Source organism: Lentzea sp. NPDC051213, from assembly GCF_044455585.1.
In the GTDB taxonomy this organism is placed as follows: Bacteria; Actinomycetota; Actinomycetes; order Mycobacteriales; family Pseudonocardiaceae; genus Lentzea.
In genome coordinates this window covers 495,080-520,158 of record NZ_JBITEX010000004.1, presented here as the reverse complement: position 1 = coordinate 520,158, position 25,079 = coordinate 495,080, and the positions used below count along the sequence as shown (strand labels likewise).

General features: G+C 68.9%; 27 protein-coding genes and 1 pseudogene. 13 read left to right on the top strand and 15 right to left on the bottom strand.

Annotated features, from left to right (window positions below; all coding sequences use genetic code 11):
* Positions 1 to 7: 7 nt before the first annotated feature.
* A complete protein-coding gene (gene ribA / locus ACIA8G_RS20710) occupies positions 8 to 643 on the bottom strand; it encodes a GTP cyclohydrolase II (RefSeq protein WP_396420206.1) in 636 nt (211 codons plus the stop codon).
* A 92-nt stretch (positions 644 to 735) separates the two neighbouring features.
* Between ribA and ACIA8G_RS20705 the strand changes: the two genes are divergently transcribed.
* The 4 genes from ACIA8G_RS20705 to ACIA8G_RS20690 are packed head-to-tail and all read left to right on the top strand — an operon-like array spanning position 736 to position 3,839.
* Entirely contained in the window at positions 736 to 1,146 is a 411-nt protein-coding gene (locus ACIA8G_RS20705; RefSeq protein WP_396420561.1) for a 6-pyruvoyl trahydropterin synthase family protein, read from the top strand.
* Positions 1,124 to 2,095: a glycosyltransferase family 4 protein gene (locus ACIA8G_RS20700; RefSeq protein WP_396420204.1), complete on the top strand. Its 972-nt coding sequence runs from the start codon at positions 1,124 to 1,126 to the stop codon at positions 2,093 to 2,095. The genes ACIA8G_RS20705 and ACIA8G_RS20700 overlap by 23 nt, the downstream gene beginning before the upstream one ends.
* Positions 2,092 to 2,871 (top strand): class I SAM-dependent methyltransferase, encoded by a 780-nt coding sequence (locus tag ACIA8G_RS20695; RefSeq protein WP_396420203.1) that lies wholly within the window; start codon positions 2,092 to 2,094, stop codon positions 2,869 to 2,871. The genes ACIA8G_RS20700 and ACIA8G_RS20695 overlap by 4 nt, the downstream gene beginning before the upstream one ends.
* Positions 2,871 to 3,839 (top strand): YbhN family protein, encoded by a 969-nt coding sequence (locus ACIA8G_RS20690; protein WP_396420202.1) that lies wholly within the window; start codon positions 2,871 to 2,873, stop codon positions 3,837 to 3,839. Before ACIA8G_RS20695 ends, ACIA8G_RS20690 begins: the two co-directional genes overlap by 1 nt.
* Here ACIA8G_RS20690 and ACIA8G_RS20685 read toward each other — a convergent pair.
* Both ACIA8G_RS20685 and ACIA8G_RS20680 read right to left on the bottom strand, forming a co-directional pair.
* Positions 3,747 to 4,445 carry a creatininase family protein gene (locus ACIA8G_RS20685; protein WP_396420201.1) on the bottom strand — a complete coding sequence of 233 codons (699 nt, stop codon included), beginning with the start codon at positions 4,443 to 4,445 and terminating at the stop codon, positions 3,747 to 3,749. The genes ACIA8G_RS20690 and ACIA8G_RS20685 overlap by 93 nt on opposite strands.
* The gene (locus ACIA8G_RS20680; protein ID WP_396420200.1) at positions 4,432 to 5,415 is read right to left on the bottom strand and encodes a zinc-binding alcohol dehydrogenase; all 984 of its coding nucleotides are present in this window, start codon (positions 5,413 to 5,415) and stop codon (positions 4,432 to 4,434) included. The genes ACIA8G_RS20685 and ACIA8G_RS20680 overlap by 14 nt, the downstream gene beginning before the upstream one ends.
* Before the next feature lie 41 nt (positions 5,416 to 5,456).
* Here ACIA8G_RS20680 and ACIA8G_RS20675 point away from each other — a divergent pair, with 41 nt between their 5' ends.
* Positions 5,457 to 6,191 carry a CDP-alcohol phosphatidyltransferase family protein gene (locus ACIA8G_RS20675; protein WP_396420198.1) on the top strand — a complete coding sequence of 245 codons (735 nt, stop codon included), beginning with the start codon at positions 5,457 to 5,459 and terminating at the stop codon, positions 6,189 to 6,191.
* Positions 6,184 to 6,597 carry a DoxX family protein gene (locus ACIA8G_RS20670; RefSeq protein WP_396420197.1) on the top strand — a complete coding sequence of 138 codons (414 nt, stop codon included), beginning with the start codon at positions 6,184 to 6,186 and terminating at the stop codon, positions 6,595 to 6,597. Before ACIA8G_RS20675 ends, ACIA8G_RS20670 begins: the two co-directional genes overlap by 8 nt.
* Here ACIA8G_RS20670 and ACIA8G_RS20665 read toward each other — a convergent pair.
* On the bottom strand, positions 6,581 to 7,240 hold the full coding sequence (locus ACIA8G_RS20665; RefSeq protein WP_396420196.1) for a RibD family protein: 660 nt from the start codon (positions 7,238 to 7,240) through the stop codon (positions 6,581 to 6,583). The genes ACIA8G_RS20670 and ACIA8G_RS20665 overlap by 17 nt on opposite strands.
* An 83-nt stretch (positions 7,241 to 7,323) precedes the next feature.
* Between ACIA8G_RS20665 and ACIA8G_RS20660 the strand changes: the two genes are divergently transcribed.
* Positions 7,324 to 8,898 carry a sulfatase-like hydrolase/transferase gene (locus tag ACIA8G_RS20660; protein WP_396420560.1) on the top strand — a complete coding sequence of 525 codons (1,575 nt, stop codon included), beginning with the start codon at positions 7,324 to 7,326 and terminating at the stop codon, positions 8,896 to 8,898.
* Here ACIA8G_RS20660 and ACIA8G_RS20655 read toward each other — a convergent pair.
* Complete coding sequence (locus ACIA8G_RS20655) at positions 8,895 to 9,413, bottom strand: DinB family protein (protein WP_396420194.1); 519 nt, start codon at positions 9,411 to 9,413, stop codon at positions 8,895 to 8,897. The two genes, ACIA8G_RS20660 and ACIA8G_RS20655, sit on opposite strands and share 4 nt — an antisense overlap.
* Before the next feature lie 200 nt (positions 9,414 to 9,613).
* Here ACIA8G_RS20655 and ACIA8G_RS20650 point away from each other — a divergent pair, with 200 nt between their 5' ends.
* Positions 9,614 to 11,179, top strand: coding sequence for a glycoside hydrolase family 27 protein (locus ACIA8G_RS20650; RefSeq protein WP_396420192.1), 1,566 nt, complete (start codon positions 9,614 to 9,616; stop codon positions 11,177 to 11,179).
* On the opposite strand, the gene ACIA8G_RS20645 is transcribed toward ACIA8G_RS20650, so the two are convergent.
* Positions 11,164 to 12,135: a prenyltransferase/squalene oxidase repeat-containing protein gene (locus tag ACIA8G_RS20645; RefSeq protein ID WP_396420191.1), complete on the bottom strand. Its 972-nt coding sequence runs from the start codon at positions 12,133 to 12,135 to the stop codon at positions 11,164 to 11,166. The genes ACIA8G_RS20650 and ACIA8G_RS20645 overlap by 16 nt on opposite strands.
* Positions 12,136 to 12,183: 48 nt before the next feature.
* Between ACIA8G_RS20645 and ACIA8G_RS20640 the strand changes: the two genes are divergently transcribed.
* Positions 12,184 to 12,753: a DinB family protein gene (locus ACIA8G_RS20640; protein WP_396420190.1), complete on the top strand. Its 570-nt coding sequence runs from the start codon at positions 12,184 to 12,186 to the stop codon at positions 12,751 to 12,753.
* Here ACIA8G_RS20640 and ACIA8G_RS20635 read toward each other — a convergent pair.
* The 7 genes from ACIA8G_RS20635 to ACIA8G_RS20605 all read right to left on the bottom strand — a co-directional run bounded on the left by ACIA8G_RS20635 (position 12,684) and on the right by ACIA8G_RS20605 (position 19,572).
* Complete coding sequence (locus tag ACIA8G_RS20635; RefSeq protein ID WP_396420189.1) at positions 12,684 to 13,811, bottom strand: nitrate/nitrite transporter; 1,128 nt, start codon at positions 13,809 to 13,811, stop codon at positions 12,684 to 12,686. The genes ACIA8G_RS20640 and ACIA8G_RS20635 overlap by 70 nt on opposite strands.
* Positions 13,812 to 14,313: 502 nt before the next feature.
* Positions 14,314 to 15,552 carry a YeeE/YedE family protein gene (locus tag ACIA8G_RS20630; protein WP_396420188.1) on the bottom strand — a complete coding sequence of 413 codons (1,239 nt, stop codon included), beginning with the start codon at positions 15,550 to 15,552 and terminating at the stop codon, positions 14,314 to 14,316.
* Positions 15,553 to 15,577: 25 nt separating this feature from the next.
* Complete coding sequence (locus tag ACIA8G_RS20625; RefSeq protein ID WP_396420187.1) at positions 15,578 to 15,781, bottom strand: hypothetical protein; 204 nt, start codon at positions 15,779 to 15,781, stop codon at positions 15,578 to 15,580.
* Between the two features lie 27 nt (positions 15,782 to 15,808).
* Positions 15,809 to 15,949, bottom strand: a complete 141-nt coding sequence (locus ACIA8G_RS20620; RefSeq protein ID WP_396420186.1) for a hypothetical protein — start codon at positions 15,947 to 15,949, stop codon at positions 15,809 to 15,811.
* Between the two features lie 9 nt (positions 15,950 to 15,958).
* Entirely contained in the window at positions 15,959 to 17,584 is a 1,626-nt protein-coding gene (locus ACIA8G_RS20615; RefSeq protein ID WP_396420185.1) for a hypothetical protein, read from the bottom strand.
* Positions 17,584 to 19,395 (bottom strand): hypothetical protein, encoded by a 1,812-nt coding sequence (locus ACIA8G_RS20610; protein WP_396420184.1) that lies wholly within the window; start codon positions 19,393 to 19,395, stop codon positions 17,584 to 17,586. Before ACIA8G_RS20610 ends, ACIA8G_RS20615 begins: the two co-directional genes overlap by 1 nt.
* A gap of 96 nt (positions 19,396 to 19,491) precedes the next feature.
* On the bottom strand, positions 19,492 to 19,572 hold the full coding sequence (locus ACIA8G_RS20605; protein WP_396420559.1) for a putative leader peptide: 81 nt from the start codon (positions 19,570 to 19,572) through the stop codon (positions 19,492 to 19,494).
* 381 nt (positions 19,573 to 19,953) lie between these two features.
* Between ACIA8G_RS20605 and ACIA8G_RS20600 the strand changes: the two are divergent.
* The 4 genes and pseudogenes from ACIA8G_RS20600 to ACIA8G_RS20585 all read left to right on the top strand — a co-directional run.
* Positions 19,954 to 20,271, top strand: a pseudogene (locus tag ACIA8G_RS20600) (dimethyl sulfone monooxygenase SfnG); the annotation flags it as partial.
* Between the two features lie 53 nt (positions 20,272 to 20,324).
* Positions 20,325 to 20,786, top strand: a complete 462-nt coding sequence (locus tag ACIA8G_RS20595; RefSeq protein WP_396420183.1) for a phosphatase PAP2 family protein — start codon at positions 20,325 to 20,327, stop codon at positions 20,784 to 20,786.
* Between the two features lie 11 nt (positions 20,787 to 20,797).
* Positions 20,798 to 22,267 (top strand): sensor histidine kinase, encoded by a 1,470-nt coding sequence (locus tag ACIA8G_RS20590; RefSeq protein ID WP_396420182.1) that lies wholly within the window; start codon positions 20,798 to 20,800, stop codon positions 22,265 to 22,267.
* On the top strand, positions 22,264 to 22,911 hold the full coding sequence (locus tag ACIA8G_RS20585; protein ID WP_396420181.1) for a response regulator: 648 nt from the start codon (positions 22,264 to 22,266) through the stop codon (positions 22,909 to 22,911). Before ACIA8G_RS20590 ends, ACIA8G_RS20585 begins: the two co-directional genes overlap by 4 nt.
* A 12-nt stretch (positions 22,912 to 22,923) precedes the next feature.
* Here ACIA8G_RS20585 and ACIA8G_RS20580 read toward each other — a convergent pair whose 3' ends face one another.
* Together ACIA8G_RS20580 and ACIA8G_RS20575 are read right to left on the bottom strand one after the other, a co-directional pair.
* Complete coding sequence (locus tag ACIA8G_RS20580; protein ID WP_396420180.1) at positions 22,924 to 24,504, bottom strand: cation acetate symporter; 1,581 nt, start codon at positions 24,502 to 24,504, stop codon at positions 22,924 to 22,926.
* A 3-nt stretch (positions 24,505 to 24,507) separates the two neighbouring features.
* The gene (locus ACIA8G_RS20575; RefSeq protein WP_396420179.1) at positions 24,508 to 24,969 is read right to left on the bottom strand and encodes a DUF485 domain-containing protein; all 462 of its coding nucleotides are present in this window, start codon (positions 24,967 to 24,969) and stop codon (positions 24,508 to 24,510) included.
* Between the last annotated feature and the right edge of the window lie 110 nt (positions 24,970 to 25,079).

Here is a 25,079-nt window from a genome sequence, read left to right as displayed (position 1 = left end):
GCAACGGTCAGCGGGCGTGCGGCAGCGGTGAGAACGAGTCGACCTGCGGCAGGTCGTGCCCGAGCCGGTCGCGCTTGGCCGTGAGGTACGCGATGTTGTGCGTGTTCGGCGTCATCAGCAACGGCACCCGCGCGGTCACCGGGATCCCGTTCTCCTCCAGCGCCGCGATCTTGTCCGGGTTGTTGGACATCAGCCGCACCGACTGCACGCGCAGGTGCCGCAGCACCCGAGCCGCGGGGGAGTAGTCGCGGATGTCGACGGGGAGGCCCAGCGAGGTCGCGGAGTCCAGGGTGTCCATGCCCGCGTCCTGCAGCACGTGGGTGCGAACCTTTGCCACCAAACCGATGCCGCGGCCTTCGTGACCGCGCAGGTACACGAGGATGCCGCTGCCTTCGCGCACGATGGTGTTCAGCGAGGCGTCGAGCTGCTCACCGCACTCGCAGCGCATGGCGGCGAAGATGTCGCCGGTCATGCACTCGGAGTGAATGCGCACCAGCACGTTCTCGCGCATGCTCGTCTTGCCGTAGACGAGGGCCATGTGCTCGTGGCCGTCCGCGCGGAACGCGACCGCGCGGAAGGTGCCACGGCGGGTCACCAGGTCGGACTCCGCCACGTCTTCCTCGTTGAAGGCCTGTTCGAACATCTCGGTCCCCTCGTCACCAGGCGCCTCCCGAACGTTCAACTACGCTCGGATGCGAGGTCGCACCGTAACCCGACCGCACAGCGGAGGTCATCCTGTTCAGCATCACCGTCCGCGATCACGTGATGATCGCCCACAGTTTCCGCGGCGAGGTCTTCGGTCCGGCACAACGTCTTCATGGAGCAACGTTCCTGGTGGACGCAACGTTCAAACGTGCTGAGCTGGATTCGGACAACATCGTTGTCGACATCGGACTCGCGACCCAGGAGCTGAGCAAGGTCCTGGCCGTCTTCAACTACCGCAATCTGGACGAAGAACCGCAGTTCGCAGGCATCAACACGTCCACGGAATGGCTCGCGAAGCACATCGCGGACCAGCTCGCGGACAAGATCTCCGAGGGCGCTCTCGGTGAGGGTGCTCACGGGATCGATGCGATTGCCGTCACACTCCACGAGTCTCACGTGGCGTGGGCGGGCTACGAACGTGCACTTCGTCCTGCCGGCTGACGCAGGCGATCCGGCCAGTCCCAGCGGCGGCAACGTCTACGACCTGCGCGTGAGCGCGGATCTGAATCGTCTGCCCGTCGCCGGCGACTGGCCGCGCCCGCGGGACACCGCGGCGCTGGAGCAAACGCTTGCGGGCATCCCGGACGGCGACGTCGTACTGCTGGACGGCCTGGTCAGTTGTGGCGTGCCCGAGGTCGTCGTGCCGCACGCGAGACGGCTCAGGCTGGCCGTGCTGGTGCACCTGCCGCTGGCCGACGAGACCGGTCTCGATCCCGGGACGGCAGCGCTGCTCGACGCGAAGGAACGCCAGGTCCTGCGGGCCGCGAGCGCGGTCATCGCGACCAGCCCGACCGCGGCGCGCACCATCAAGAAAAATCATGGACTGGACACCGTTCACGTGGTCGTTCCTGGCACGGATCCTGCGCCACTGGCACTCGGAACGGACGGCGTCCGGCAACTCCTCTGCGTTGCCTCCATCACACCCCGCAAAGGCCACGACGTGCTGGTCCGGGCCCTGCGAAAGATCGACCACGACTTCCGGCTCGACTGCGTCGGACCCCACCGGCCGTTCCTGCGCGAACTGCCGCGGGACGATCGCGTCAGATTCCCCGGCCCGCTCGTCGGCGAGGCGCTGACCAGCGCATATGCCAAGGCTGACCTGTTCGTGCTGGCGTCGCGCAACGAGACCTACGGCATGGTCGTGACGGAGGCCCTCGCGCACGGTCTGCCGGTCATCGCGAGCGCCGTGCCCGACGCGCTCGGAGACGGCGGACTGCTCTTCGAACCAGGCGACGAAGACGCGCTCTCAGCTGCGCTCCAGCGGTGGTTCCAAGATCAGGATTTCCGGGCCGCGCTCCGGGCCAAAGCGCTGACGCGACGCGCCGAGCTGTCCACATGGGACGAATCCACAGAGGACCTGCGGAGGGTGCTGGCTAGTCTGCGGCCATGACCTTCGCGCCGGAATGGCTGGCACTGCGGGAGAAAGCGGACGCCGACGCACGCTCGACCGAGCTCGTCGAAGTGGTCCGCGCAACTCTGGTGAACCGAAACCCCCTGACGATCCGTGACCTGGGTTGTGGCTCAGGATCGATGGGACGATGGCTCGCCGGGAGGCTCGGCGGCGTACAGCACTGGGTGCTGCACGACCGCGACCCCCGGCTGCTCGGGCTGGCGGAGGCCAGCGTGAGCGCCATCGAGAACGTCACCGCCGAGACGCGTGAGGGCGACCTCACGTCCCTGAAAGCCGCCGACATCGCGGGCGCCGACCTCGTCACCTGCTCCGCTCTGCTCGACCTGCTTACCGCCGAAGAGATGAACGCTCTGGCCGCTGCTTGCGTAGAAGCTCATGTGCCCGCACTGTTCACGCTCTCGGTGGCAGGCCGGATCGAACTGGACCCGGCCGAGCCGCTCGACGCCGCCTTCCAGGACGCGTTCAACGCTCACCAGCGCCGCGTCGTGGACGGGCGCCGTCTGCTCGGACCGGATGCGCCGGCCGCCGCTGAAGAAGCATTCGCGGCACTCGGCGCTTCGGTTCGCACGGCTTCGAGCCCGTGGACGTTGAACCCCGGCGCGCTGAGCAACGAATGGCTCAAGGGCTGGGCGGACGCGGCGGTCGAGCAGGAACCCGCACTCGCCGCAGAGGTGTCCGAGTACCTGCGCCGCAGGTCAACGGCCTCCGCGGTGGTCCACCACGTCGACCTGCTAGCGATACCGAGGGCTGCCTGATGAAGCGTTTTTGGCCGTGGCTTCGCCTCTTGCTGGCGGTGGGCATCCTCGTTGGCCTGGGCCTTCGCCTGGGCACCGGGGCGTTCCTCGACGGACTGCGCGCGATCGACGCGTTCTCCGTCGCCGCCGCATTGGCGATCGGGTTCGCGACGACGGTGCTCAGCGCTGGACGCTGGGTGCTCATCGCGCGCCGCCTCGGCCTGTCGCTGACCCTGCGCACCGCGGTCAGCGACTACTACCGCGCGTTGCTGGTCAACGCCGTGCTGCCCGCCGGCGTGCTCGGCGACGTGCACCGCGCGGTCAACCACGGCCGCGAGTCGGGCGATGTCGGACGCGGCGTGCGCGCCGTGTTCTTCGAACGCTTCGCCGGCCAGTTCGTGCTGATCGGGATCGGGCTCGTGGTGCTGCTCACGCACCCCGCGCCCGGCCTCGGCCTCGCCCCGAACGGCACCACCATCGCGCTCGTCCTCGCCGGTCTGGTGGCGGCCGCCGCCGTCGGCTGGCAGATCAGGCCCGTGCGGAAAGTGCTGGTCAACACCCTCGCGGACGGCATTCGTCTGCTGTCGTTCAAGACCTGGCCCTCGGTCATCGGGCTCTCGGCGGCCACGGTCGCCGGGTACGTGGCGATGTTCGTGGTGGCCGCCCGCGCCGCCGGGTCGGACGCCACCATCACGCAGCTCGCGCCGGTCGTCGTGCTGGCGCTGCTGATCATGGCCATCCCGGTGAACATCGGCGGGTTCGGCCCGCGCGAGGCGTTCCTCGCGGTGGCGTTCGGTGCCGCCGGGCTCGGTGCCCAGCAGGGTTTCACCACGGGCATCGTCTACGGCGTGCTGGCGCTGATCGCGGCCCTGCCCGGCGCGGTCGTGCTCTTCACCTCACGCCGGCGCGTCGCCAAGACCGAACAGGTCGAGGTAGTGGCGGAACGACTCGGTCAGCCCCGCGAGCAGGAGCTGGCCCTTGCGCGCTGACGCGAGCGAAGGACGCCCGATGACGCCGGAGGACGTGTACGGCGCCAGACCCAGGGTGAGCATGTGCCGCCGGTCCTCCGCCAGGTGGTCGGCAGTCTCGTAACCGGGCCGGACCAGATCGGGGTGAGCGTGCAAGAGAATCGACGTCTCCAGCTCACCCGCGTGCATGTCGCTGTACGCCGAGGTCTCGATGCCGGCCTTCTCCCGCGCGAACGCCCAGTCGTCACGTCCGGGGAACAGCGCGAGACCTTCGCCCTCCTGCACGATGTTCGACAGCACGTAGTTGCCGCCGTGGCCGTTGACCAGGACCAGCTTCGTGATCCCGTTGCGCCGCAAAGAGTCCGCGATGTCCGTGACCACTGAGATCAGCGTGCGCGCGGTGATGCTGACGGTGCCCGCCCAGCCGGCGTGTTCCTGCGAGCACGAGAACTGGATCGGCGCCAGCAACCGGACCGGGTGCGCCTTCGCGATCTCCGACGCGATCGTCCACGCGATCACCGCGTCCGTCGCCAGCGGCAGGAACGGGCCGTGCTGCTCGGTGCTGCCGACCGGGAGGACGGCCATGGTGTGCTCGCGGACGTCGAGCGTGGTGTCACTCGGGAACATGAGCGTGACCGTAGTCAATCCGGTGGCACAGCGCCGGAATTCCGCCGTCGGCGAGCTTCGGCATCACCTCCGGCAGCTCCTCGAACGCGCTGTGCCCGGTGATCAGCGCGTCGAACCTGTCGTCGGCGAGCAGGTCCAGTGCCAGCGCCATGCGTTCGGCGTAGCTGCGGTCGGGGCGGCCGACCGTGCCGACCTGGCTGCTGCGGATCGTGAGCCGGCGCGAGTGGAAGAACTCGCCCAGCGGCACCGCGATCTTCCTGTCGCCGTACCAGCTCAGCTCGACCACCCGGCCCTCCGGCGCGAGCAGGTTCAGCGCGGTGGTGAGGCCGGGTTCGGTCGCGCTGGCGTGGAAGACGAGGTCGCAGCCGTCGAGAGCGTTGCCCGGCAGGGCGAATCCGATGCCGAGCCGGTCGGCGACGGCCTTGCGGGCCGGGTCGGCGTCGACGAGCTCGACGCGTGCGCCGGGGAACGTGGCCAGCACGGCCGCGATGCTCGACCCGACCATGCCACCACCGACGACCGCGATCCGGTCACCGATCAGCGGATGCGCGTCCCACACCGCGTTCACCGTGGTCTCGACGGTGCCGGCGAGCACCGCACGGGCGGCGGGAACGGTGTCCGGAACCGGTGTGACGGCGCTCTCCGCGACGACGTAACGAGTCTGATGTGGATAGAGGCAGAAGACCGTGCGTCCGCGCAATTGTTCGGGCCCGTGTTCAACCACGCCCACGTTGAGGTACCCGTACTTGACCGGCCACGGGAAGTCGCCCTCCTGGAAAGGAGCCCTCATCGCCGCGTACTGGTTCTCCGGCACGCCACCGCGGAAGACGAGGGTCTCCGTGCCGCGGCTGACCCCGGAGAACAGCGTGCGCACCTCGACCTCGCCGGGACCCGGCTCAGGCAGCGCGACCTGCCGAACCTCCCCGTTTCCCGATTCATTGAGCCAAAAGGCACTCGCCGTACGTGTCACTCACAACACCTCCGCCGCACGAAGTCCACTAGGGGCACCGAATGATCACACTTCAGCACACCAGGACGGCGCCCGTCCTGCGGGAGCCCGCCGTCTGGGCGGGTCTTCAGGTCCTCGCGCTGGGCGTGGTCGGTGCCACGGCCGGTCTCGGCCCGCTGGGCTGGGCCGCCGGACTGGCCTACGGGTTCGCCACCTGGGCGTTCCTCGGCTACGGCATGCAACGGCACCGCACCGCGTCGCTGGGGCCTGCTGACCGGGTCACCCTGGCCCGCGGCCTGATGGTCGGCGCGGTGACCGCGCTGGTCGCAGACCGCGCAGGTCAGGACGTGCCGGTGGCGCTGGTCGTGACGCTCGCGGCGGTCGCGTTGTCGCTCGACTGGGTGGACGGGCAGGTCGCGCGCCGCACCGGTACCTCGACCGCGCTGGGTGCCCGGTTCGACATGGAGGTCGACGCGTTCCTGATCCTGGTGCTGAGCGCGTACGTGGCCGTGCACATGGGTCCGTGGGTGCTCGCGATCGGGCTCATGCGGTACGTGTTCGTGGCCGCGTCCTGGCGTCTGCGCTGGATGAACGCGCCGCTGCCGGCGAGCTACGCGCGCAAGGTCGTGGCCGCGGTGCAGGGCATCTTCCTGGTCGTCGCCGCCTCGGCCATCCTCCCGTTCGCCGTTGCCCTGGTTGGCCTCGCCCTGGCGTCATTGGTGTGGTCTTTCGGGCGCGACGTGCTCTGGCTCTGGCGCAACGCCGGGGTGCCGGTGGGAGGATCCCGGCATGTCTGAGCAGACCTCGACCTCGACCGCGGCGAAGATCGGCAACATCGTCGTCTGGATCCTGCAGATCCTGCTCGCCGTGCAGTTCGTGCTGAACGGCTACGCGCTGTTCACCGACCAGTTCGTCGCCAAGTTCGACGACATCGGCTTCGGCCAGTGGTTCCGCTACCTGACCGGTGCGCTGGAGATCGGCGCCGCGCTGGGTCTGCTGGTGCCGCGGATCTGCGGCATCGCGGCGCTGGCCCTCGCGGGCATCATGGGCGGCGCGGCGCTCACCGAGTTGTTCCTCGTGACGAACGGCGGTCTCGACGACGCGAGCATGCCGATCATCTTCATGGTGTGGGCACTGGTGATCGCGATCTACCGCCGCGAGCAGATCTTCGGCCTGCTCGCCGCCGTCACCGGGAAGAAGTGACCTTCGGGAAGTAGCGCAGCACGGCGACGTCCCCGACTTTCGCGACGTCCTCAAGGTGGAATCGGCGCGCCGGTCCACCGGGGAATTCGGCGGGATTCACGAAACGCGGGGCCGTCGCCTGTCCGATCAACATCGGCGCGACCGCGATCCTGATCTCGTCGGCGAGTCCCGCTTCGAGGAACGCCGTGTGAATGCTCGTGCCGCCTTCGACCATGAGCTTTCTCACGCCGCGTGCGCCCAGATCGTCCAGAATTCCTGAGAAATCGCTGAATCTTTTGCATTCGGCGAGGTGGTCCACAGTGGTCGGAGTGGTCGCCGAGTAGACCAGGCGCTCGCCGCCGCAGTGCCAAAACCGCAGGTCAGGGTCCAGATCGCCACTCCTGGTGACGGTGACCCGCAGTGGGAACTCCGGTTTGCCGTCCGCTATTCTCTGCGCACGCCGCTCGTCGCTGTAGACGAGCAGGCGCGCGTTGTCACGACGCAGCGTCTCGGCCCCGGCCAGAATCGCGTCCGACTCCGCGCGCATCCGGTCGACGTGATCGAAGTCCTCGGCGTTGGAAAGCGGAAACCTCTCGGTGCCGCGATCGTCGATGTGGCCGTCGATGCTGACGGCGACGCTCAGCAGAACGTGCGGGCGGGTCACAGGCCTGATCGTAGTGCAGTTGAACCGGAAGCGGGCTGCGCCGCGTTTACCTCTTAGGTCAGGAAAGGGGAATCTCGGTGAGGATGTTGCTGCGGCGGACGGCCACGGTCTTGGCAGGGCTGTTCGTGTTGTTCGTGCTCATCGCACCGAGCGACCTGGAGAAGTTCGAGCTCGAGGCGTTCCTGCGGGTGCCGCTCGAGGCCCTGATCGGCGTCATGGTGCTGGTGCTGCTGCCGGAACGCCTCCGCAAGCCCGTGGCGATCGTCGGCGGCGTCGCGCTCGGGCTGTTCACGATCGTCAAGATCATGGACATCGGCTTCGACATGGTGCTGTACCGGCCGTTCGACCTCGTGCTGGACTGGCCGCTGCTGGTGCCCGCGATCGACTTCGTGGACGTGACGTTCGGCCGCTTCGCGTCGGTCCTGGCCGTGGCGCTCGTGGTGGCGCTGGTCGTGGGGATCGTGTTCGTGGCCGCGGTGTCCGTGCTGCGCCTCAGTTCCGTCGCGGCCGGCCGGCGCCCGATCGCGGTCCGTGCCGTCGCACTGGCGGCGGTGGCGTGTCTTTCCCTGGCAGTGCCAGGAGTTCCGGTCTACTCGGACGCCGCGGCGACGTCGCTGGTCGACCACGCGCGGCGCTTCCAGGCAGGCCTGCACGACCACGAGGCGTTCGCGGAGGAGTCGGCGGTGGACGCGTTCCGCGGGCACCCCGGACTGCTGTCCTCCTTGCAGGGCAAGGATGTCGTCTTCACGTTCGTGGAGAGCTACGGCAAGTCCGCGCTGGACCTGCCGGACGTGTCCGCGAAGCTCGCCGACGGCAACAAGCGGCTCGAGGCAGCTGGGTACTCGTCGCGGTCTGCCTACCTGACCTCGCCGACCGCGGGTGGCGGCAGCTGGATGGCGCAGGCGACGCTGCTGTCCGGGTTGTGGATCGACAACCAGCAGCGCTACCGCAACCTCGTGGCCAGCGACAGGCTGACGTTGCCGCGCGCGTTCCGCGAGGCGTCGTGGCGCTCGGTCGGTGTGGTCCCCGGCATCACGCAGGCGTGGCCGGAAGGGGACTTCTTCCACTACAACGAGATCTACGACGCTGCCGACCTCGGCTACAAGGGGCCGCGCTTCGGGTACGCGACGACGCCGGACCAGTTCACGCTCGAGTCGTTCCAGCGCGCGGAGCGGTCCAAGGCCCACGGCCCGGTGATGGCGGCCATCCCGATGGTGTCCTCGCACGCGCCGTGGTCACCGACGCCGGACTTCGTCGACTGGTCCGCACTGGGCGACGGCTCGATCTACGGCACGATGCCCGCGTCGAACGACCCGCCGGAGTCGATCTTCGGCCGTGACCCGGCCGCCGTGCGCGCCGACTACGGGCACTCCGTGTCGTACTCGCTGGAGTCCGTCATCTCGTACCTGGAGCGCTACGGCGACGAGAACCTGATCTTCGTGTTCCTCGGCGACCACCAGCCGGCGCAGATGGTGACCGGTGAGGGAGCCTCCCGGGACGTGCCGATCACCATCGTCGCCAAGGACCCGGCGGTGCTCTCGCGCGTCGAGGCCTGGAAGTGGGATGCCGGGATCAAGCCGGGAGGGTCGGCCCCGGTGTCGCGGATGAGCGACTTCCGGGACCAGTTCCTCTCGACCTTTTCCCCGCCCAGGCCCTAGCCCATGGTCTTCTGACCGTCGATCGTCTCGCGGATGATGTCCGCGTGGCCCGCGTGCTGCGAGGTCTCGGCGACGATGTGCACCAGCACGCGCCGCGCCGACCACGTCTTGCCCTCGGGGAACCACGGCGCGGACGGCAGCGCGTGCGACAGGTCCAGGTCGACGGTCTCGACGAGCTTGTCGGTGTAGGCCGCGACCGCGTTGTAGCGCTCGATGATGCTCGCCAGGGTCTCGCCCGGCTCCATCCGGAAGTTCGCGGCGTGGTTCTCGTAGTCCGTCGACTCCGGGTCGACCTCCATGGCCGACGTGCCCTGCTCGATGAACCGGACCCAGCTCTCCTCGACCGTCGCGACGTGCTTGATGAGGCCGCCGACGCACAACGCGCTGGCCGTCGGGCTCGACGCCGCCTGCTCGTCGGTCAGGCCCTGCGCGGTGAACGTCAGGAACCAGCGGTGCTGCCGGAGGGTCTCGAGAAGGTCCGCGCGCTCGCCGGTGAGGATCTCGGTGGTGGTCATCGCTCTTGTCCTTCGCTCGTTTGTCCCGACATGAACGACTGTAGAACCACTTGAGGTCAGCTTGTGTCCTAGACGAGCGGCCGTTCTAGCGAGACTTGAGCGGGGTTCAAGCGATCCGGCTCTGACCTGGTCTGGTCCACGGCGAGCGGACGGGTTGATCCCCTGATTAAGGTGAAGATTCTTCACCTCCAGGAGGTTCGATGATCGTCGTGGCCGCGTTGCTCGCATCGATGCTGGTGGCGACCGTGGACGAGCCGGCGCCGACGCCACCCCTCGGCTGGAACTCCTGGAACACCTTCGGCTGCGACATCAGCGAGTCGAAGATCCGCGAGACCGCCGACGCCGTGGTGTCGACCGGGATGCGGGACGCGGGCTACGAGTACGTGGTGATCGACGACTGCTGGTTCGACCCCGCGCGGGACGCCGCCGGCGACCTGCGGGCGCACCCGGCGCGGTTCCCGAGCGGCATGAAGGCGATGGGCGACTACCTGCACGCCCGCGGCCTCAAGTTCGGCATCTACCAGGTGCCGACCGCCCGCACGTGCGCCCAGCGCAACAACGCCTACCCCGGCTCCACCAGCAGCGCGGGCCACGAGACGCAGGACGCCAGGACGTTCGCCTCGTGGGGCGTCGACTACCTGAAGTACGACTGGTGTTCGCCGGAGGGCAGCCGTGACGAGCAGGTCGCGCGGTTCTCGCTGATGCGCGACGCGTTGCGGGCCACCGGCCGCCCGATCGTCTACAGCATCAACCCGAACAGCTTCCACGCGCTGACCGGTGACGACTACAACTGGGGCCAGGTCGCGGATCTCTGGCGCACCACCGAGGACGTGCTGGACATCTGGCAGAACGGCAACGCCAACAGCTACCCGATGGGCGTCGTCAACGCGCTCGACGCCAACGCACCCCTTGCGGCACAAACAGGTCCGGGCCACTTCAACGACCCGGACATGCTGGTGGCCGGTCGTCCGGGGCTGACGCTGACCGAGTCGCGGTCGCACTTCGCGCTGTGGGCGTTGATGGCGGCGCCGTTGATGGCGGGCAACGACCTCCGCTCGATGTCACCGGACATCAGCGCGTTGCTGCGGAACCCGCGGCTGATCGCGGTCAACCAGGATCCGCTGGGCGTCGGCGGGCGGCGCGTGCGGGACAACGTCTACGTCAAACCGTTGGCGGACGGGTCGGTCGCGGTCGGTTTGTTCAACCGCGGCACCACTTCGGCGACGTTGAGCGCGTCGTTCGCGGAGATCGGCCTGTCGGGCAACGGGTTCACGATCGTCGACCAGTGGACCGGTGCTGCTCAGAGTTCGCTGTCGGCTTCAGTGCCCGCGCACGGTGTGGCGGTGTTCAGGGTCAGCGGCGGCACGCCCATCCCGGCGAGCACGTTCTCGTTGCGCGGCACGGGATCCGGCCGTTGCGCCGACGTGGAGGGCCCGAGCACCGCGCCCGGCGCGAACGTGATCGTCTACGACTGCCACGGCGCGGCGAACCAGCTGTGGACGTCGTGGCCGAACGGTGAGTTGCGGGTGTTCGGCGACCGGTGCCTCGACGCGTACGACCGGGGCACCGCGCCGGGGACGCGGGTGATCAGCTGGTCGTGCAACGGGCAGGCGAACCAGCAGTGGAGGCTGAACGCCGACGGCACGATCGTCGGCGTCCAGTCCGGGTTGTGCCTCGATGCTTCCGGCAGTGGCAACGGCGCGCGGCTTGTGCTGTGGACGTGCCACGGCCAGAGCAACCAGAAGTGGGCTCAGCAGGTCAGCTGAGGCGCGCCGGCCGGGCCGCCACTCCTCAGCGTCACCAGGTTCGCGCCGGTCAGCCCCAGCACGGCCTGCGTCGTCGCGCGGGGAGCGTTGGCCTTGTTGAAGCTGGTGCCGTCGTACGCGATGGCGCCCCGGTCCGCTTCCGGCGCGGTGCAACCGACCTGCAGCGACTTGAGGTAGCCACGGGCTTTCGCGGCCGCCGTGCCGCTCAGCACCTGGGCCGCGAGCCCCGTGCTGTTGGCGTTCGACCCGCCCTGAGCGCTCGGGAACCCGCCATCGGCCTGCTGCTTCGACCGCAGCCAGGCGGCGGCGCTGCTGGTCGGCTTGCCCTGCGCGCGCAGCGCCTGGATCACGATCGCGGTGGCATCGACGTCGCTCACGCACGGCGTGGTCTCGAACGTGACGGGGAAACCGCCGTCGGCGCACTGGCTGTTTGCGAGGTAGGTGGCGGCCTTGGTGTCCTTGCCGAGGGCGAAGAGGGCGTAGGACTGGGTGAAGGCGTTGGAGAAGTCGCCGAACTGCGAGCGGTCGGAGAACCGGCCGGACGGCGCCTGCAACGCCTTGAGCCCGGCGATCAGGTCGGTGCCGCCGAAGCTCTTCGGGTCCTTGCCCTTCACCCGCGCGGCCACGGCCAGCTTGGCGTGCGCACCCGCGTACGACTCGCCGTCCGTGCCGAGGTAGGCACCGGCGATCTCGGGCTTGGCGAGCCACGCGACGGCGCGGTCGGAGTAGTCGTCGGCGGTGCGGGCAGCGGCGAACGCGAAGATCGCGTCGATGGTCAGGCCCTGGTCCGGGTACTTCACGCCACCGAACTCGGTCTCGAGACGCTCACCGTCGGCCATCTGTCTGGCGAGCCACCCGGCGGCGGCGTCGACCTTGTGGGCCGTGCCGGCCTGCGCGGGCACGGCGGTGGTGACCAGCGAGGCGCCGAGGACGGCGGCGATCATCAGTTTCTGCACGAGATCGAGGCTCCCAGAACTGTCGGACCCCGGCGTTAATGTCGAGACATGATTGCCGATGATCTCCGCCACTACCTGCAGAACTCCCGCGAGTCGATCGTGCACTCGCTGACGGGCCTGAGCGAGTACGACGCCCGGCGCCCGCTCGTGCCCAGCGGCACCAACCTGCTGGGCCTGGTGAAGCACCTGATCGGGATCGAGTTCGGCTACCTCGGCGACAGCGTGGCCCGTCCCGCACCGGAGAAACTGCCGTGGGCGGAGGACGGGTCGATCTGGGACAACGGCGACATGTGGGCCAAGCCCACCGAGACCCGCGAGTACCTCGTCGACCTCTACCGCCTGGCCTGGAAGCACTCCGACGAGTCGATCGCGCAACTGCCGCTGGACGCCCCCGCGTCGGTGCCGTGGTGGCCGGAACACAAACGCGCCACGACCTTCGGGCACCTGCTAGTCCGGGTAGTGGCGGAGACCGCGCAGCACGCGGGCCACTGCGACGTGGTGCGCGAGCTGATCGACGGCCGCTCCGGCGCGGACAACCCCGAGGGCTACTACGACCTGGTCCTCAGCATGGCGAGTGCCCCGATCACCGGCCCCGGCACCAGCAGCAAGAACGCGTAGCGCCACGTCACCACCTCGGCGAGCAGCGGCACGAGCTGGATGCTGACCACCGTCAACCCGAACCCGACGGCGGTCAGCGCGGTGAGCGCCGTGCCGACGTAACGAGGGTCGGCGACCTCGCTCAAACTGGCCGAGAAGACCCCGGAGTCCGCGATCACCGACGCACCCCACACCGCACAGAAGGCGATCAACAGCGACGACCCGTGCGCCAAAGGCGAGAGCAGACAACAGGTCCCGCTAACCGCCAGCGCCCCGACGGCAGCAGGCGCCCGCCCGAACCGATCCGCCGCCCACCCGCCGACAAGACAGCCGACCGCCCCCGCCACACCCATCGTCAGGAAGACGGTGAGCCCAACGGGAGCGTTGGCGCTCAACAGGAACGTCGGCAGCCAGGTCCACAGCGCGTACAGCTCCCACATGTGCCCGAAGTAGCCGAGGTTGACCAGCCGCGGCTTGCGCTCTTTGAACATCTGCACCGCATACCGAGGGTTGAGCGGCGCGGCCGTGGCAGTGAGATGCGGCCCAGGCCGAACCGCGACAAGCGCGATAACCGCACCCGCGAACGCGATCACGGCAGCGGCCACAAGCACCTCGCGCCAAGGCAGCCGTCCGAACACGTGAGGAAGCGCCGACCCCAGCGTCAACGCCCCGATCAACACCCCGAGCGCCCGCCCGCGGTTGCGTGGCTCCGACCAGGACGCCATCAACTTCATGCCGACCGGATAAACGCCGGCCAGTGCCACCCCGGTGAGGAACCGCAGTGGGATGGCAGCCCACAGCCCGTCGACCAGGCCCGCGAGCACCACCGTGAACCCCGCGCCGGCCGCAGCCGACCCCGCGAGCAGCAGGTGCGGCCGAACACGATCCGCCAGGTTGAGCACCGTGGCTCCGACCGCACCGGTGACGAACCCGAGCTGCACCGACGCGGTCAGCCACACCGCCGCACCCGCGCTGATGCCCCACTCGTGCCGCAACGACGGCACGACCGCCGACATCGAGAACCACACGGCCAGGCCCAGGACCTGGACGAGCGCGATGGCGCCACGCTGGATCAGCACGGCCCGGATCAGCTCGGCTGCGTCACTCGGCCGGGTGATGTTTGTCCTGAATCACGCGTGGCTCCGTCTGGTTGGTGCAAGGAATTCATGGTCATCTCATCGCGACAGGAGGAAGGGGCGCGGGGGATGCCACGCAGTATCTACGCATCGGGTGGGTGGGGCTTGGTTCGCTGGCTGGTGTGAGGCGGCGGGTGGCTGGGCTCGGCGGCGGTGTCAGGGTTCGGGTTCGGGTTCGGGCTCGCCGACGGTGTCAGGAGGTCGGGCTGGGGCTCGGGTTCGGCGGAGAGTGTCAGGGCACCGGGCCGACCAGGCCGCCAGGGCACTGGGGTGGTGTTGGCACGCGAGCTCGGCTCGGCCCGACCAGGGTGCCGGGCACCGGGGCCGGTGTTGGCACGCGAGCCGTTCGGACTCGGGTCGACCAGGGCCCAGGTGACCAGGGCGATGTCGGCACGCGAGGCCGCCGGACTGGGGCCGACGAGGGCCCAGGTCACCGGGCCGGGTGTCAGCACACCGAATCGGTCGGCTTCGGGTTCGCGAGCCCGAACACCGGCCGCAACCGGAGCCCGATCCACGTGCCGCCCAGCGCGAACACACCCCAAAGCCACCCGTGCAACGACCCGACGGAGATGCCGCCCAGGTACGCGCCGATGTTGCAGCCGCCGGCGAGCCGGGCACCGATGCCCATCAGCACGCCGCCCAGCACCGCGGCGACCGCCGTGCGCCACGGGATGGTGGTGTGGATTTTCCAGGCGCCGGCCGCGGCGGCGGCGATCGCGGCGCCGATCATGATGCCGATGTTCGTCAGCGACGTCTTGTCGGTCCAGATTGGGGCGGCCAAGGCCTTGGCGTTGGCCGGGGTCTGCCAGAACTGCCACGCCTCGGGGTGCAGGCCGAGCATTTGCACCAGCTTCGCGCCCCACAGGGCGAAGGCGAAGGTGACGCCCCAGATGCCGCCGGACACCAGGAACACCGCCGCCGCCAGCACGCCCAGCACCACCGCGCCGACCAGGATCGGCCACGAGCCGCGGATCACCCGCGCGAGGCCACGGGAAGAAGGCACCGCGTCGGTCGGCGGCGGGGTGCGGCGGGCCTGCGCCAGCCTGGTCGCCAGCACGATCAGGCCCAGCAGCGCGATCGTGATCAGCCAGGAGCCCCACCAGCCGACGTGCTCGGAGAGCACCACGGCGGGGAAGGCGGGCCAGCCGTCGAAGAGCGGGAAGGCCCAGGTGTAGAGGACCGAGCCCGCGATGAAGCCCAACAGGGTCAGCACGATCGTGGACTGCCCGGAGCCGACCGCGAACAGCGTGCCGGACGCGCACGCGCCGCCCAGTTGCATGCCGATCGCGAACAGCACGGCACCCACGAGCAGGGCCAGGCCGAGGGGGTTGCCGACGGCCTTGGGCACCGAGCCGAACAGGCCGGCGCCGGTCGAGATGATCAGGGCGATCAGGGTGGCGGCCGTGCCGAGGAGCAGGGTGTGGGCGCGCAGGCCCTCGCCGTTGCCGACGGCGATCAGCTGGCGCCACGCCGAGGTGAAGCCGAAGCGGGAGTGGAAGAGGGCTAGCCCCAGGGCCAGGCCGAGGGCGAGCAGCACGCCCTGTTTCGCGCCGTAGGAAGACCACACGAACCAGGTGAGGCCGGCCGCCAGGAGCCCGGCGACGACGAGCGGGACGATGCGGACCGGTTCCTCGGGGGCGGGAACGGGGGCCGCGCAGGATGTCGGGAAGTATCTCGTTGTCACCGGGACTCCTCAGCGCACGAAAGAACTAGTTGGGGATGATGTAGTTCGGGGCCTTGACGACGGACTCGATCAGGCCGAAGACCGGGATGCCGAGGGGCGCGGTCGTCCACTTGTTGGTGAGGTCACTGGTGTCCGGCTTGTCCACGACGGCCGGGTCGGCGAACGCGGGCGAGGCGAAACCGGCCAGCACAGCACCGCTCAGCACGGCCGCCGCAACGATCTTCTTCATGAAAATGTCCTTTCGTGGTAGGAAAAATCAGCCGCCGACGAACTTGAGCAGTTCGAAGATCGGGGCCAGTGCGGCGGGAACGCCGATGGCCGGGTCGAGGATCGGGCCGAGGTCCACGCCCGGCAGGACCCAGATCGGCGTGTTCTCGGTGAGGAACTGCGTGGCCATCTCTCTCCTTCAGCTGAGCACCGGGCTGACCGGCACGACGGTGGCTTTCGGGACCCATTGCCCCGCAAGCTCTTCCTGCATGGGCATGCCGGGGCCGTGCGCCTCGCCCGGCGCCATCGGCATCGCGGTCACCTGCGCGACCGCGTAGATCTGGACCTGCTCGCCCGCGGACCGGCCTAGCCACGACCGGAACCCGGCAGGGGTGGGATTCGCGCCACCGAACGAGTTCCCGACCTCGACGGCGTACCCGATCGGCAGTTGTTCCCGCGGGTCGAACCGCAGCGGCACCGCCAAGGTCGTCACCGAGGTCGCGATCGGCGACGTCAGCAACCACGGCGCCACGTACAGGCCGTGCGGGTACACCGGGCGTTCGGCTTGCTCGATGCCCGCGCGGGTCAACGCTCCGTAGGCGTCCGACCAGCCGGACACCACGACCAGCGCGTCACCCGAATCCCGCACTTCCAGGCCGGAACGCACCACGGCGGCCGCCTGCACACCTCGAGGCGTGGTGTCGGAGACGAGCCGGACGCTGGTGACGCCCTTGTTCTTCAGGAACGTCACCAGCTTTGTCAGCGAGTCGGAGTCCTCGGTGGACAGACCGTCGGACGGGCACGACGTCAGCACGTCCCGCTTGCCGGCGATCAGACCGCCGAGCGCCCCCGAAGAGCACTCGACGTCCGCCGCCGGGCCGGGTGCGGTGCCGGTGTCGAACGAGACCGAGGCGCTGGCCGAGCCCGACGTCACCGTGAGAGAGCCGCGGCCGGGAGGCAGGTCGACCGAGGCCCACGTGCCGTCCGCGCCCGCGCTCGGCACGGCCGGTACCGCGGCGCCCTCACCGACGCTGACCGACAGGTTTCCCGCGCTCGCCGGGAAGTGCACGAGGTTGGGTCCCGGCCGGTGCGGGCTGATCAGCACCGGAACCTGACGGCCGGCCAGCGCCGGTGAAGCAAGCACCGGAACTCCCGGAACGGGCAGCTCCTGCGGCGGGGGAATCGCGGCCAGCCCGCTCCACGCGAGCAGACCGGCCGCGACCGCAAGAGTGCCGAACCGGCGAATTCCCAGTGCTGCCAACGGAAGTACCACCACGCCGACCAGCGACAGACCGAGCAGGGTCTCGTACACCCTGCGGTCGAACGCGAGCCCGGACGACACCAGCCTGACCAGACCCGCCAGCGCCAGCACCACGCCCAACGACAGCGCGAGCTGGGGAGCGCGAGCGGAGTCCGACAGCGCCAACGCCACCCACGCGACCGCACCGGCCACGTAAACGGTGTTGGCCACCAGCAACAGACCGGAGTCCCCCACGGAGGTCTCGATCACCAGCAGCAGCGTCAGAGCGCCCGCGACCCACCGGACAGCGGGCTTGCCGAGCAGCACCGGCACGCCCACCACCAGCAGCCCGTGCGCCAGCGCGCCCAGAAGATGCGCGTCGAACGCCACCAGCGACACGACCACGAGCCCGATGGCGAGCACCGCGAGTGCGAAGTTCGCGGCCCTCAACCACTTCGGGCCCGCGACCGCGAAGCCGGAGCCGGCGATCAGGGCCGAGACGAGCAGCAGCGCGAGCCGCAGCACGACAGCCCAGACCGACACGCCGGCCAACGCGGCGTCGAAACCTCCGTGGGGATGATCCATTACTTCACGTCCGCATCCGAGATCACGAACAGCTCCGAGTGCGGCTTCGCGTTGCCGAACGGGCCGTGCGGCCAGTCCTTGCGGTTGAAGTTGATGCCGACCTGGCCGGAGAACTCGTCCTTGAACGAGTTGTCCACGGTCAGCTGACCCGAAGGACCGATCTTCACGATGTTGACCTTGTGGTCACCGTCGAGGCCGGTGCGCGCGACGAAGTAGTTCGACACCGCGAGACGTCGTGGCGACGAGATCTCGTGGTAGAGGCCGTCCGAACCGAGCTCGAAGTTGTCGTACGCGCCCCAGTGCGGACCCGCGGCGGGCGTGCCGGGGTTGATCGGGACGGCACCCGCGAGCGACGGGCAGTCGGACTCCGCGCCACCGGTCTGCGCCTCAGCCAGCGTGTCGATGCGGCACTGGAACGAGGTGCCCGCCGCGAGCAGCTTCTCGATGTTCAGCACGTACACGCCACCGGTGGTGCCGGGGTCGTTCGGGCCGAGCGCGCCCTTGCCCCGTCCGGAAATGGCGCGGTAGAGGTACCTGTCGTCCGGCGACGTCTGGATCCAGCCGCCGTTCGAACCGCCACCGTTCGCATCGTTGCCCGCGTGGATCGCCTTGCCGGCCGAGCCGTCGTCGAACACCTCGTACCAGTGCGGCTCGGCGGCCGTGATGTCCGGCGTGTAGTGCACCGCGCCGCCCTGCATGGTCTGGGCGAACGCGCCCTTGTGACCCGGCAGGTTCGTCACCGTCGTCTCCATGACCGCGCGGCTCTCCTGGTGCAGCGGGTCGGCGGGATCAGCGCGCGGGCCGTTCTGCAGGTAGCTCACGGCCTTCAACCGAGGGGCGTTGCGGTCGGAGATGTCCCACGTGCGGACCGTCGGGCGGCGCAGGTACGGCGAGGGCGCCTTGACCGGGTCGAGGATGATGTTGCGGGGTTCGGCGTAGTCCGAGGTCACGAGGATGTTCAGGTCTTCACGCGCCTGGATGCCGTGCGGGTTCGCGCACGACGGCGCGCCGAGCCGCGGCAGGTTGAGGCAGAGCTTCTCGTCGTCGCCCTGCGGGGTCGCCGCGGACACCTGCGACAGCACCTTGCCGTCCCGGTCGAACCGCAGCAACGCGCCGGGCGAGCCCGCGAAACCGTTGCCCACCACCGTTTGCCCGTTCGCGTAGACGTACGGGCCGGGCACCACCGGACCACCCATGTAGGTGCCGTAGGCCGTGCCGTCCTTCAACGTCCAGTACGCGTCCGGCACGGATCCGCCGAGCGTGTTCGTCGGCAGGCTGATTCCCTTGAGCTTCAACGAAGGCAACGCGCTCACGTCGAACGCGTAGGTGGCCGCCGCGAACAGCGCGCCCGCGTAGATCGTGTCGCCCTTGTGCCACACGTACTGCATGTGGTGCGGCTCGTTCTCGACCAGCGGGCCGACGGTCGCGGTGTTCACGACCTTCCCGTAACTGGGCGAGCCCTCCGTCGCGTCGATCACCGCGAGGAAATCAGGCCCCGGCAACGCGTTGGTGACCTTGCCGAGCCCGCCCGTGAGTGAACCGGGCAGGTTTTTGAGGTCCTTGACGAGCGTGTCCGCGATGTTCTCGTCTCCAGCCCAGACGAGAAGCCACTTCTTACGACCCGCACTCAGCGTTTGCGCCTGCTGGGTGAGGTGGTTCTTCACCCAGTACTGCTTGCCGTCCGATGCCGTCTTGCTGTCGACGAACGTCTGCACATCGGCATAAGCGGGGGAGTTGTCCCCGCTGGCCGTCACCACGCCGGCCGCGAGGACCGCGACCGCGGCTCCGGCCAGAGTTTTTCGCCATCGCATTGCAGTTCTCTCCTTTTTGGGCACGCCGAATTCGCCGGGTGATCGGGTGCAGCGCAGCACCCGGCCCGGACGTATCTGGACAAAAAGCGAAAGCGCTCAGAGGGAGCGACAGAGTGCGCTGGCCTGCTGACACAGGTCCACGTGAAGGCGTCCGACAAGGACGACACCGGAGCACATGCCGCTGAGGATCTCGATAGTCGACTGATGTTGTCAACGCGGTGACCAAAGAGTGAGAAGCCACTCGGCGGTGTTCTTTTTCAGCCGGTCGGAGCAGCACAATCACGCATGGTGAAGAAAGGCGAATATCGGTGAAGGATTATGTCGGTCGCCGAGAGATCGCCTTTGTCGTGCTATTTGTACCACTCTTTTGTGAGGAGTGCTCGGGTGTCGGAAAGCGGAGTGAAGTTCGCCTATTGGGTGCCCAACGTGAGTGGCGGACTCGGTGTGAGCAGCATTGAACAACGCACCGACTGGTCCTACGAGTACAACCGCGACCTGGCCGTTCTCGCCGAGAACAACGGCGTCACCGAACAGATCGCCGAGGTCTCCACCGCGGTCGTGGCCAAAGCCGATGTCCCTGCTGTGCAAGGGTTCCGGGATGCCGTCCAGCAGGCGGGGCCGTCGACAGGGGACCGGCGCGGCATGTGGGCGGACTCGTCGTTCGAGGACCTCGTGCAGTACAACGACGGGTTCCGCACCAGGTTGATCGGGACGCCGGAACAGATCGCCGAACGGATCGTCGAGTACCGGCGGCGCGGCGTCGACCTGCTGTTGCTCGGCTTCCTGCACTACCAGGAGGAGGTCGCGTACTTCGGCAAGCACGTGCTGCCGATCGTCCGCGAACTCGAGGCCGACCTTGTCGAAAGTAAGGTCTGATCGGTTCCGATCGGCAGAGGTGCGCGGGCGCCCGCACTCCTAACTTCGGCCGGGTGACTTGGCTTGTGGTGGGCACCGACGCGGTGCTCGGAGTGTTCGCGCTGATGTTCGCCTGGCTGTGGCTGGGGTTTCGCCTGCGGGCGGTCCTCGCCGGCGCCGGGGTGGTGGTCGCCTACGCGATCAGCGAGGTGATCAAGCTGGTCGTCCAGGAGGAACGGCCCTGTCGTGGCGCGCCGTCGCTCGCGGACTGCCCGGAACCGGGCGACTGGTCGTTTCCCAGCAACCACTCGGTGATCGCGGGTGCGTCGGCGGTGGCGATCTGGGCGCTGCACCGCACGCTCGGCTGGGTCGCGGCGGTGTGTGCGGTGGCCGCGGCGGCGTCGCGCGTCGTCGTGGGTGTCCACTATGTACACGATGTGGTGGCGGGGTTGCTGCTGGGCGCTTTGGTGTCGTGGGTGATCGCGGTGCTGTCGAAGAAGCGGAACCGGGACGTGGTGCTGGAACGCGTCCGGTGAATGATGGGGGCGTGTGGGTCCGGCTGATCTTGTGGGTGTGCGCCGCGGTGCCGGTGGTGGCGGCGGCTGTGACGTCACGCGCCGGGCGGCTCGCGGTGTGGGAGCTCGTGCTCTACCTGGCGGTGCTCGCGGCCGCGGTGGCCGTCGTGCGCAAACGGCCTGCTGTGGCACTGAGTCTCGCTCTGGGAGCGTGGCTGGTCTGCTACCTCGTCCGGGTCGAGTCCGACAGCGCTACCGGCGTGATCGCGCTGGCACCGGCGCTCGCGCTCACCAGCTTCCTGGCCGGCCGGAACGCGGGAGATCCGCGACCGACGGCGATCGCGCTGACCGTCGCCGAGATCGCCGGTGTGGTGGTGGCGCTGACCGAGCGCGGAGGCTCGGACACCGCGCTCGCCGTCACCTCCGGCATCGGGGTGCTCGGCGTGGTGCCGTGGGCGGTCGGCCGGTTTCGCAGGAGGTACGCCGAGCTCCTCGACGTCGGCTGGGAGCACGCCGCCCTGCTGGAACGCGACGCGGACAACGCCCGCGGCGCCGAACGCGCCAGGCTGGCCGGCGAGATGCACGACCTGGTCGGCCACGAGCTGGCCCGCGCCGCCCTGCTCGTCGGCGCACTGGAGTTGGAACCGACGCTCACCGCCGGGCAACGCGAGGCCGCCAGGACCGCACGGGCGAGCGTGACCGCGGCGGCTGAACGGCTGGCCGACGTCATGCAGGTGCTGCGAGCCGACGAGGACGAACCGGTCGCGACGATCGAGGAGGTCGTCGCCCGCAGCGGCCTCGACGTCGAGCTCACGAACCGGCGCAGGACCGGCATCGACGGGATCATCGCGCGGACCGTGCACCGGGTGGTCGCCGAAGCGCTGACCAACGTGATCAAGCACGCACCCGCGGCGAAGGTCAGCGTCGATCTCACCCCGAACCTCGACCTCCGCATCACCAACGGTCCGGCGCCGGGGACCACCGCGGTCGGGAGCGGGAAGGGGCTGCTCGGCCTCGCCGAACGCGTTGCCCTCGTGGGTGGTTCGTTCGACGCCGGGCCGACCGGCGACGGCGGGTTCGAGGTGCGGGTGAAGCTCCCGGAGCGGCCGCTGCCCCGCACCACTCCGACGCACGTGCGCAGGGAACGCACGGCGGAGGCGATCAGGAAGAGCGCGCGGCGAACTGTGCTGATCACCTCGGTTGTGTGTTCGGTGATCGCGGCAGGGGTGCCGGGGTACATGGTGTTCGACGCGGCAACGTCGGTGCTGACACCGGAACAGTTCGCGCAGGCGCGGCTCGCGGCGCCGGAGGACGACCTGGACCTGCCCCTGCGCACGCGGGTCGACAACCCGCTCGGGGTGCGCGCGCCGGACGGCACCGAATGCCGGTACTACAGCACGCACGGCAACCCGTTCGACCACGAGCGCCATGATCTCTACCAGCTGTGCTTCCGGGATGATCGGCTGGTGCACAAGGAATTCCTGGCCAGGAGGCCGTCGTGATCAGGGTGGTGCTCGCCGACGACGAGCCCGTGGTGCGGTTCGGCGTCAAAGCCGTGCTCGCCACCGCGAAGGACATCGAGGTGGTGGCGGAGGCGGAGAACGGCAGCGAGGCGCTGGACCTGGTCGCACGGCACCGGCCGGACGTCGCCGTGCTCGACATCCGCATGCCGGTGCTCGACGGCCTCGACGCGGCCACCCGGATCCGCGAGCGCCACCCGGACACGAGGACGCTGGTGCTGACGACGTTCGCCGACGACGCCTACATCACCAGGGCGCTCGGCGAGGGCGCTGCCGGGTTCGTGCTCAAGACCGGCGACCCGCAGGAGATCATCGCCGGGGTGCGCGCCGTCGCGACCGGTGCCGCCTACCTGTCGCCGTTGGTGGCGAAGAGGGTCGTCGACCAGCTCGCGAGCTCCCGCCCGCGACCGGTTGCGACGCAACGGATCGGGGCGCTGACCGCACGCGAGCGCGAGGTGCTCGGGCTCGTCGGCGCCGGCCTGTCGAACGCGGAGATCGCCGCCCGCATCCACGTCGTCGAGGGCACCGTGAAGGTCTACGTCAGCACCATTCTCCGGCAGCTCGGCGTCCGCAACCGCGTGCAGGCCGCGATCATCGCGCACGAATCGGGGCTCATTCCCGATTGACGCGCCCCGGAATCAGGTCCTGGCGCCGATGCCTGAAATGGCCCGCACTTCCATCTCCGCCGCCAGTGCCTGCTTGTCGGTCTCTGGCTTCGAGAAGATCGTCGCGAGGAACCCGCACAGGAACGAGAACGGGATCGACACCAGCCCGGGGTTGCCCAGCGGGAACCACGAGAAGTCGACGTCCGGGAAGATCGACGTCTTGGCCCCGGACATCACCGGCGAGAAGATGATCAGCGTCAGGCACGACCCGAGCCCGCCGTAGATGCTCCACAGCGTGCCGGTGGTGTTGAAGCGCCGCCAGAAGATCGTGAAGAGGATCGTCGACAGGTTTGCCGAGGCCGCCAGCGCCAGGGCCAGCGACACGAGGAACGCCACGTTCTGCCCGTTCGCCGCGATGCCGCCGATGATCGACAGCACGCCGACGACCACCGCGGTCAGCCGGGCGACCCGGATCTCCCTGCGGGGTTCCGCGTTGCCGCGCTTGATCACGTTCGCGTACACGTCGTGCGCGAACGAGGCGGAGGCCGCCAGCGTCAGGCCGGCGACGACCGCGAGGATCGTGGCGAACGCCACGGCGGACACGATGCCCAGCAGGACCGCGCCACCGATGCGGAACGCCAGCAGGGGCGCCGCCGAGTTCTCACCACCCGGTGCCGCGGCGATGGTCTCGGTGCCGACCAGCGCCATCGCGCCGAAGCCGATCACCAGCGTGCACAGGTAGAAGATGACCATCGTCCAGGTCGCCCACACGACCGAACGACGCGCCTCGGAGGCGTTCGGCACGGTGTAGAAGCGCATCAGCACGTGCGGGAGCGACGCGATGCCGAGCACCAGCGACAGCGCCAGCGACACGAAGTCCAGTTTGGACATCGCGCTGAAGCCGTACTTCGCGCCGGGGTCGAGCACGGCCTCGCCGAGCTTGTTGTTCTCGGTGGCCGCGGACATGATCGCGGACAGGCTGAAGCCGAACTTGCCGAGCAGGAAGATGCTCATCAGCGTCACGCAGAGCAGCAGCAGGACGGCCTTGATGATCTGCACCCAGGTCGTGCCCTTCATGCCGCCGACCAGCACGTAGAGCACCATGACCATGCCGACCACCGCGATCAGCAGTGCCTGGCCCCACTTCGAGGTCACGTTCAGCAGCAACGCGATCAGGCCGCCGGCGCCCGCCATCTGCGCGATCATGTAGAAGAACGAGATCACCAGGGTCGCGTTCGCCGCGGCCGCGCGGACCGGGCGCTGCTTCATCCGGAACGCCAGCACGTCGCCGACGGTGAAGCGGCCGGTGTTGCGCAGGCCCTCCGCGATCAGCAGCAGGCCGACCAGCCACGCGACGACCCAGCCGACGGAGTACAGGAAGCCGTCGTAGCCGTGCGCCGCGATACCGCCGGAGATGCCGAGGAACGACGCGGCCGACAGGAAGTCACCGGACAGCGCCACGCCGTTCTGGGCGCCGGTGAACGAGCTGCCCGCGGCGTAGTAGTCGGACGCGGTGACGTTGCGGCTGCTGGCCCGGTAGACGATGTAGAGGGTGATCAGGACGAACACCGCGAACACGCTGAGGTTCAGCACCGGATTGCCGGTGGTGGGCATGTCTTACTCCTCGACCCCGGTCTTTTCAGCGAGCAACCTGCGCTGCGGGTCCAGCCGGCGCTTGGCGTACCGCGCATAGGACAACGTGATGATGATCGACGTCACGAACTGGCCGAGGCCGAGCAGGATGCCGAGGTTGATCACACCGATGACCTTGGTGCTCACGAAGTCTTTCGCATAGGCGGACAGCAGCACGAAGGTCAGGTACGACGCGAGGAACAACGCGCTCATCGGGAAGATGAACGTCGTGAGCCGGCGGCGGAGAGTGCGGAATTCTTCGGTCTGCCGAATCAGCTCGAAGTTCGGTTTGCCGTTCGAATCGACGTACGACAAAGTCTCGGGGTCGTCGAAGGACGCGAACCCCCTGATTTCCCGATGCTCGTGCTGTGTTTCTCCAGGCGACCACATCGCCTTGGTCATGTACTCCCGCCCCTCTGCGTGCGGCGACCACTGTAGCGCTCTCACGTGTGCAGTCAACGTGTCCGTATACCGGGAAACGGGCCAAACCGGACACTGCATTCGTCTCAAATGGTTGGACGCGAGGGTAGCTCATCTGCAGTGGCCCACGGTTGCAC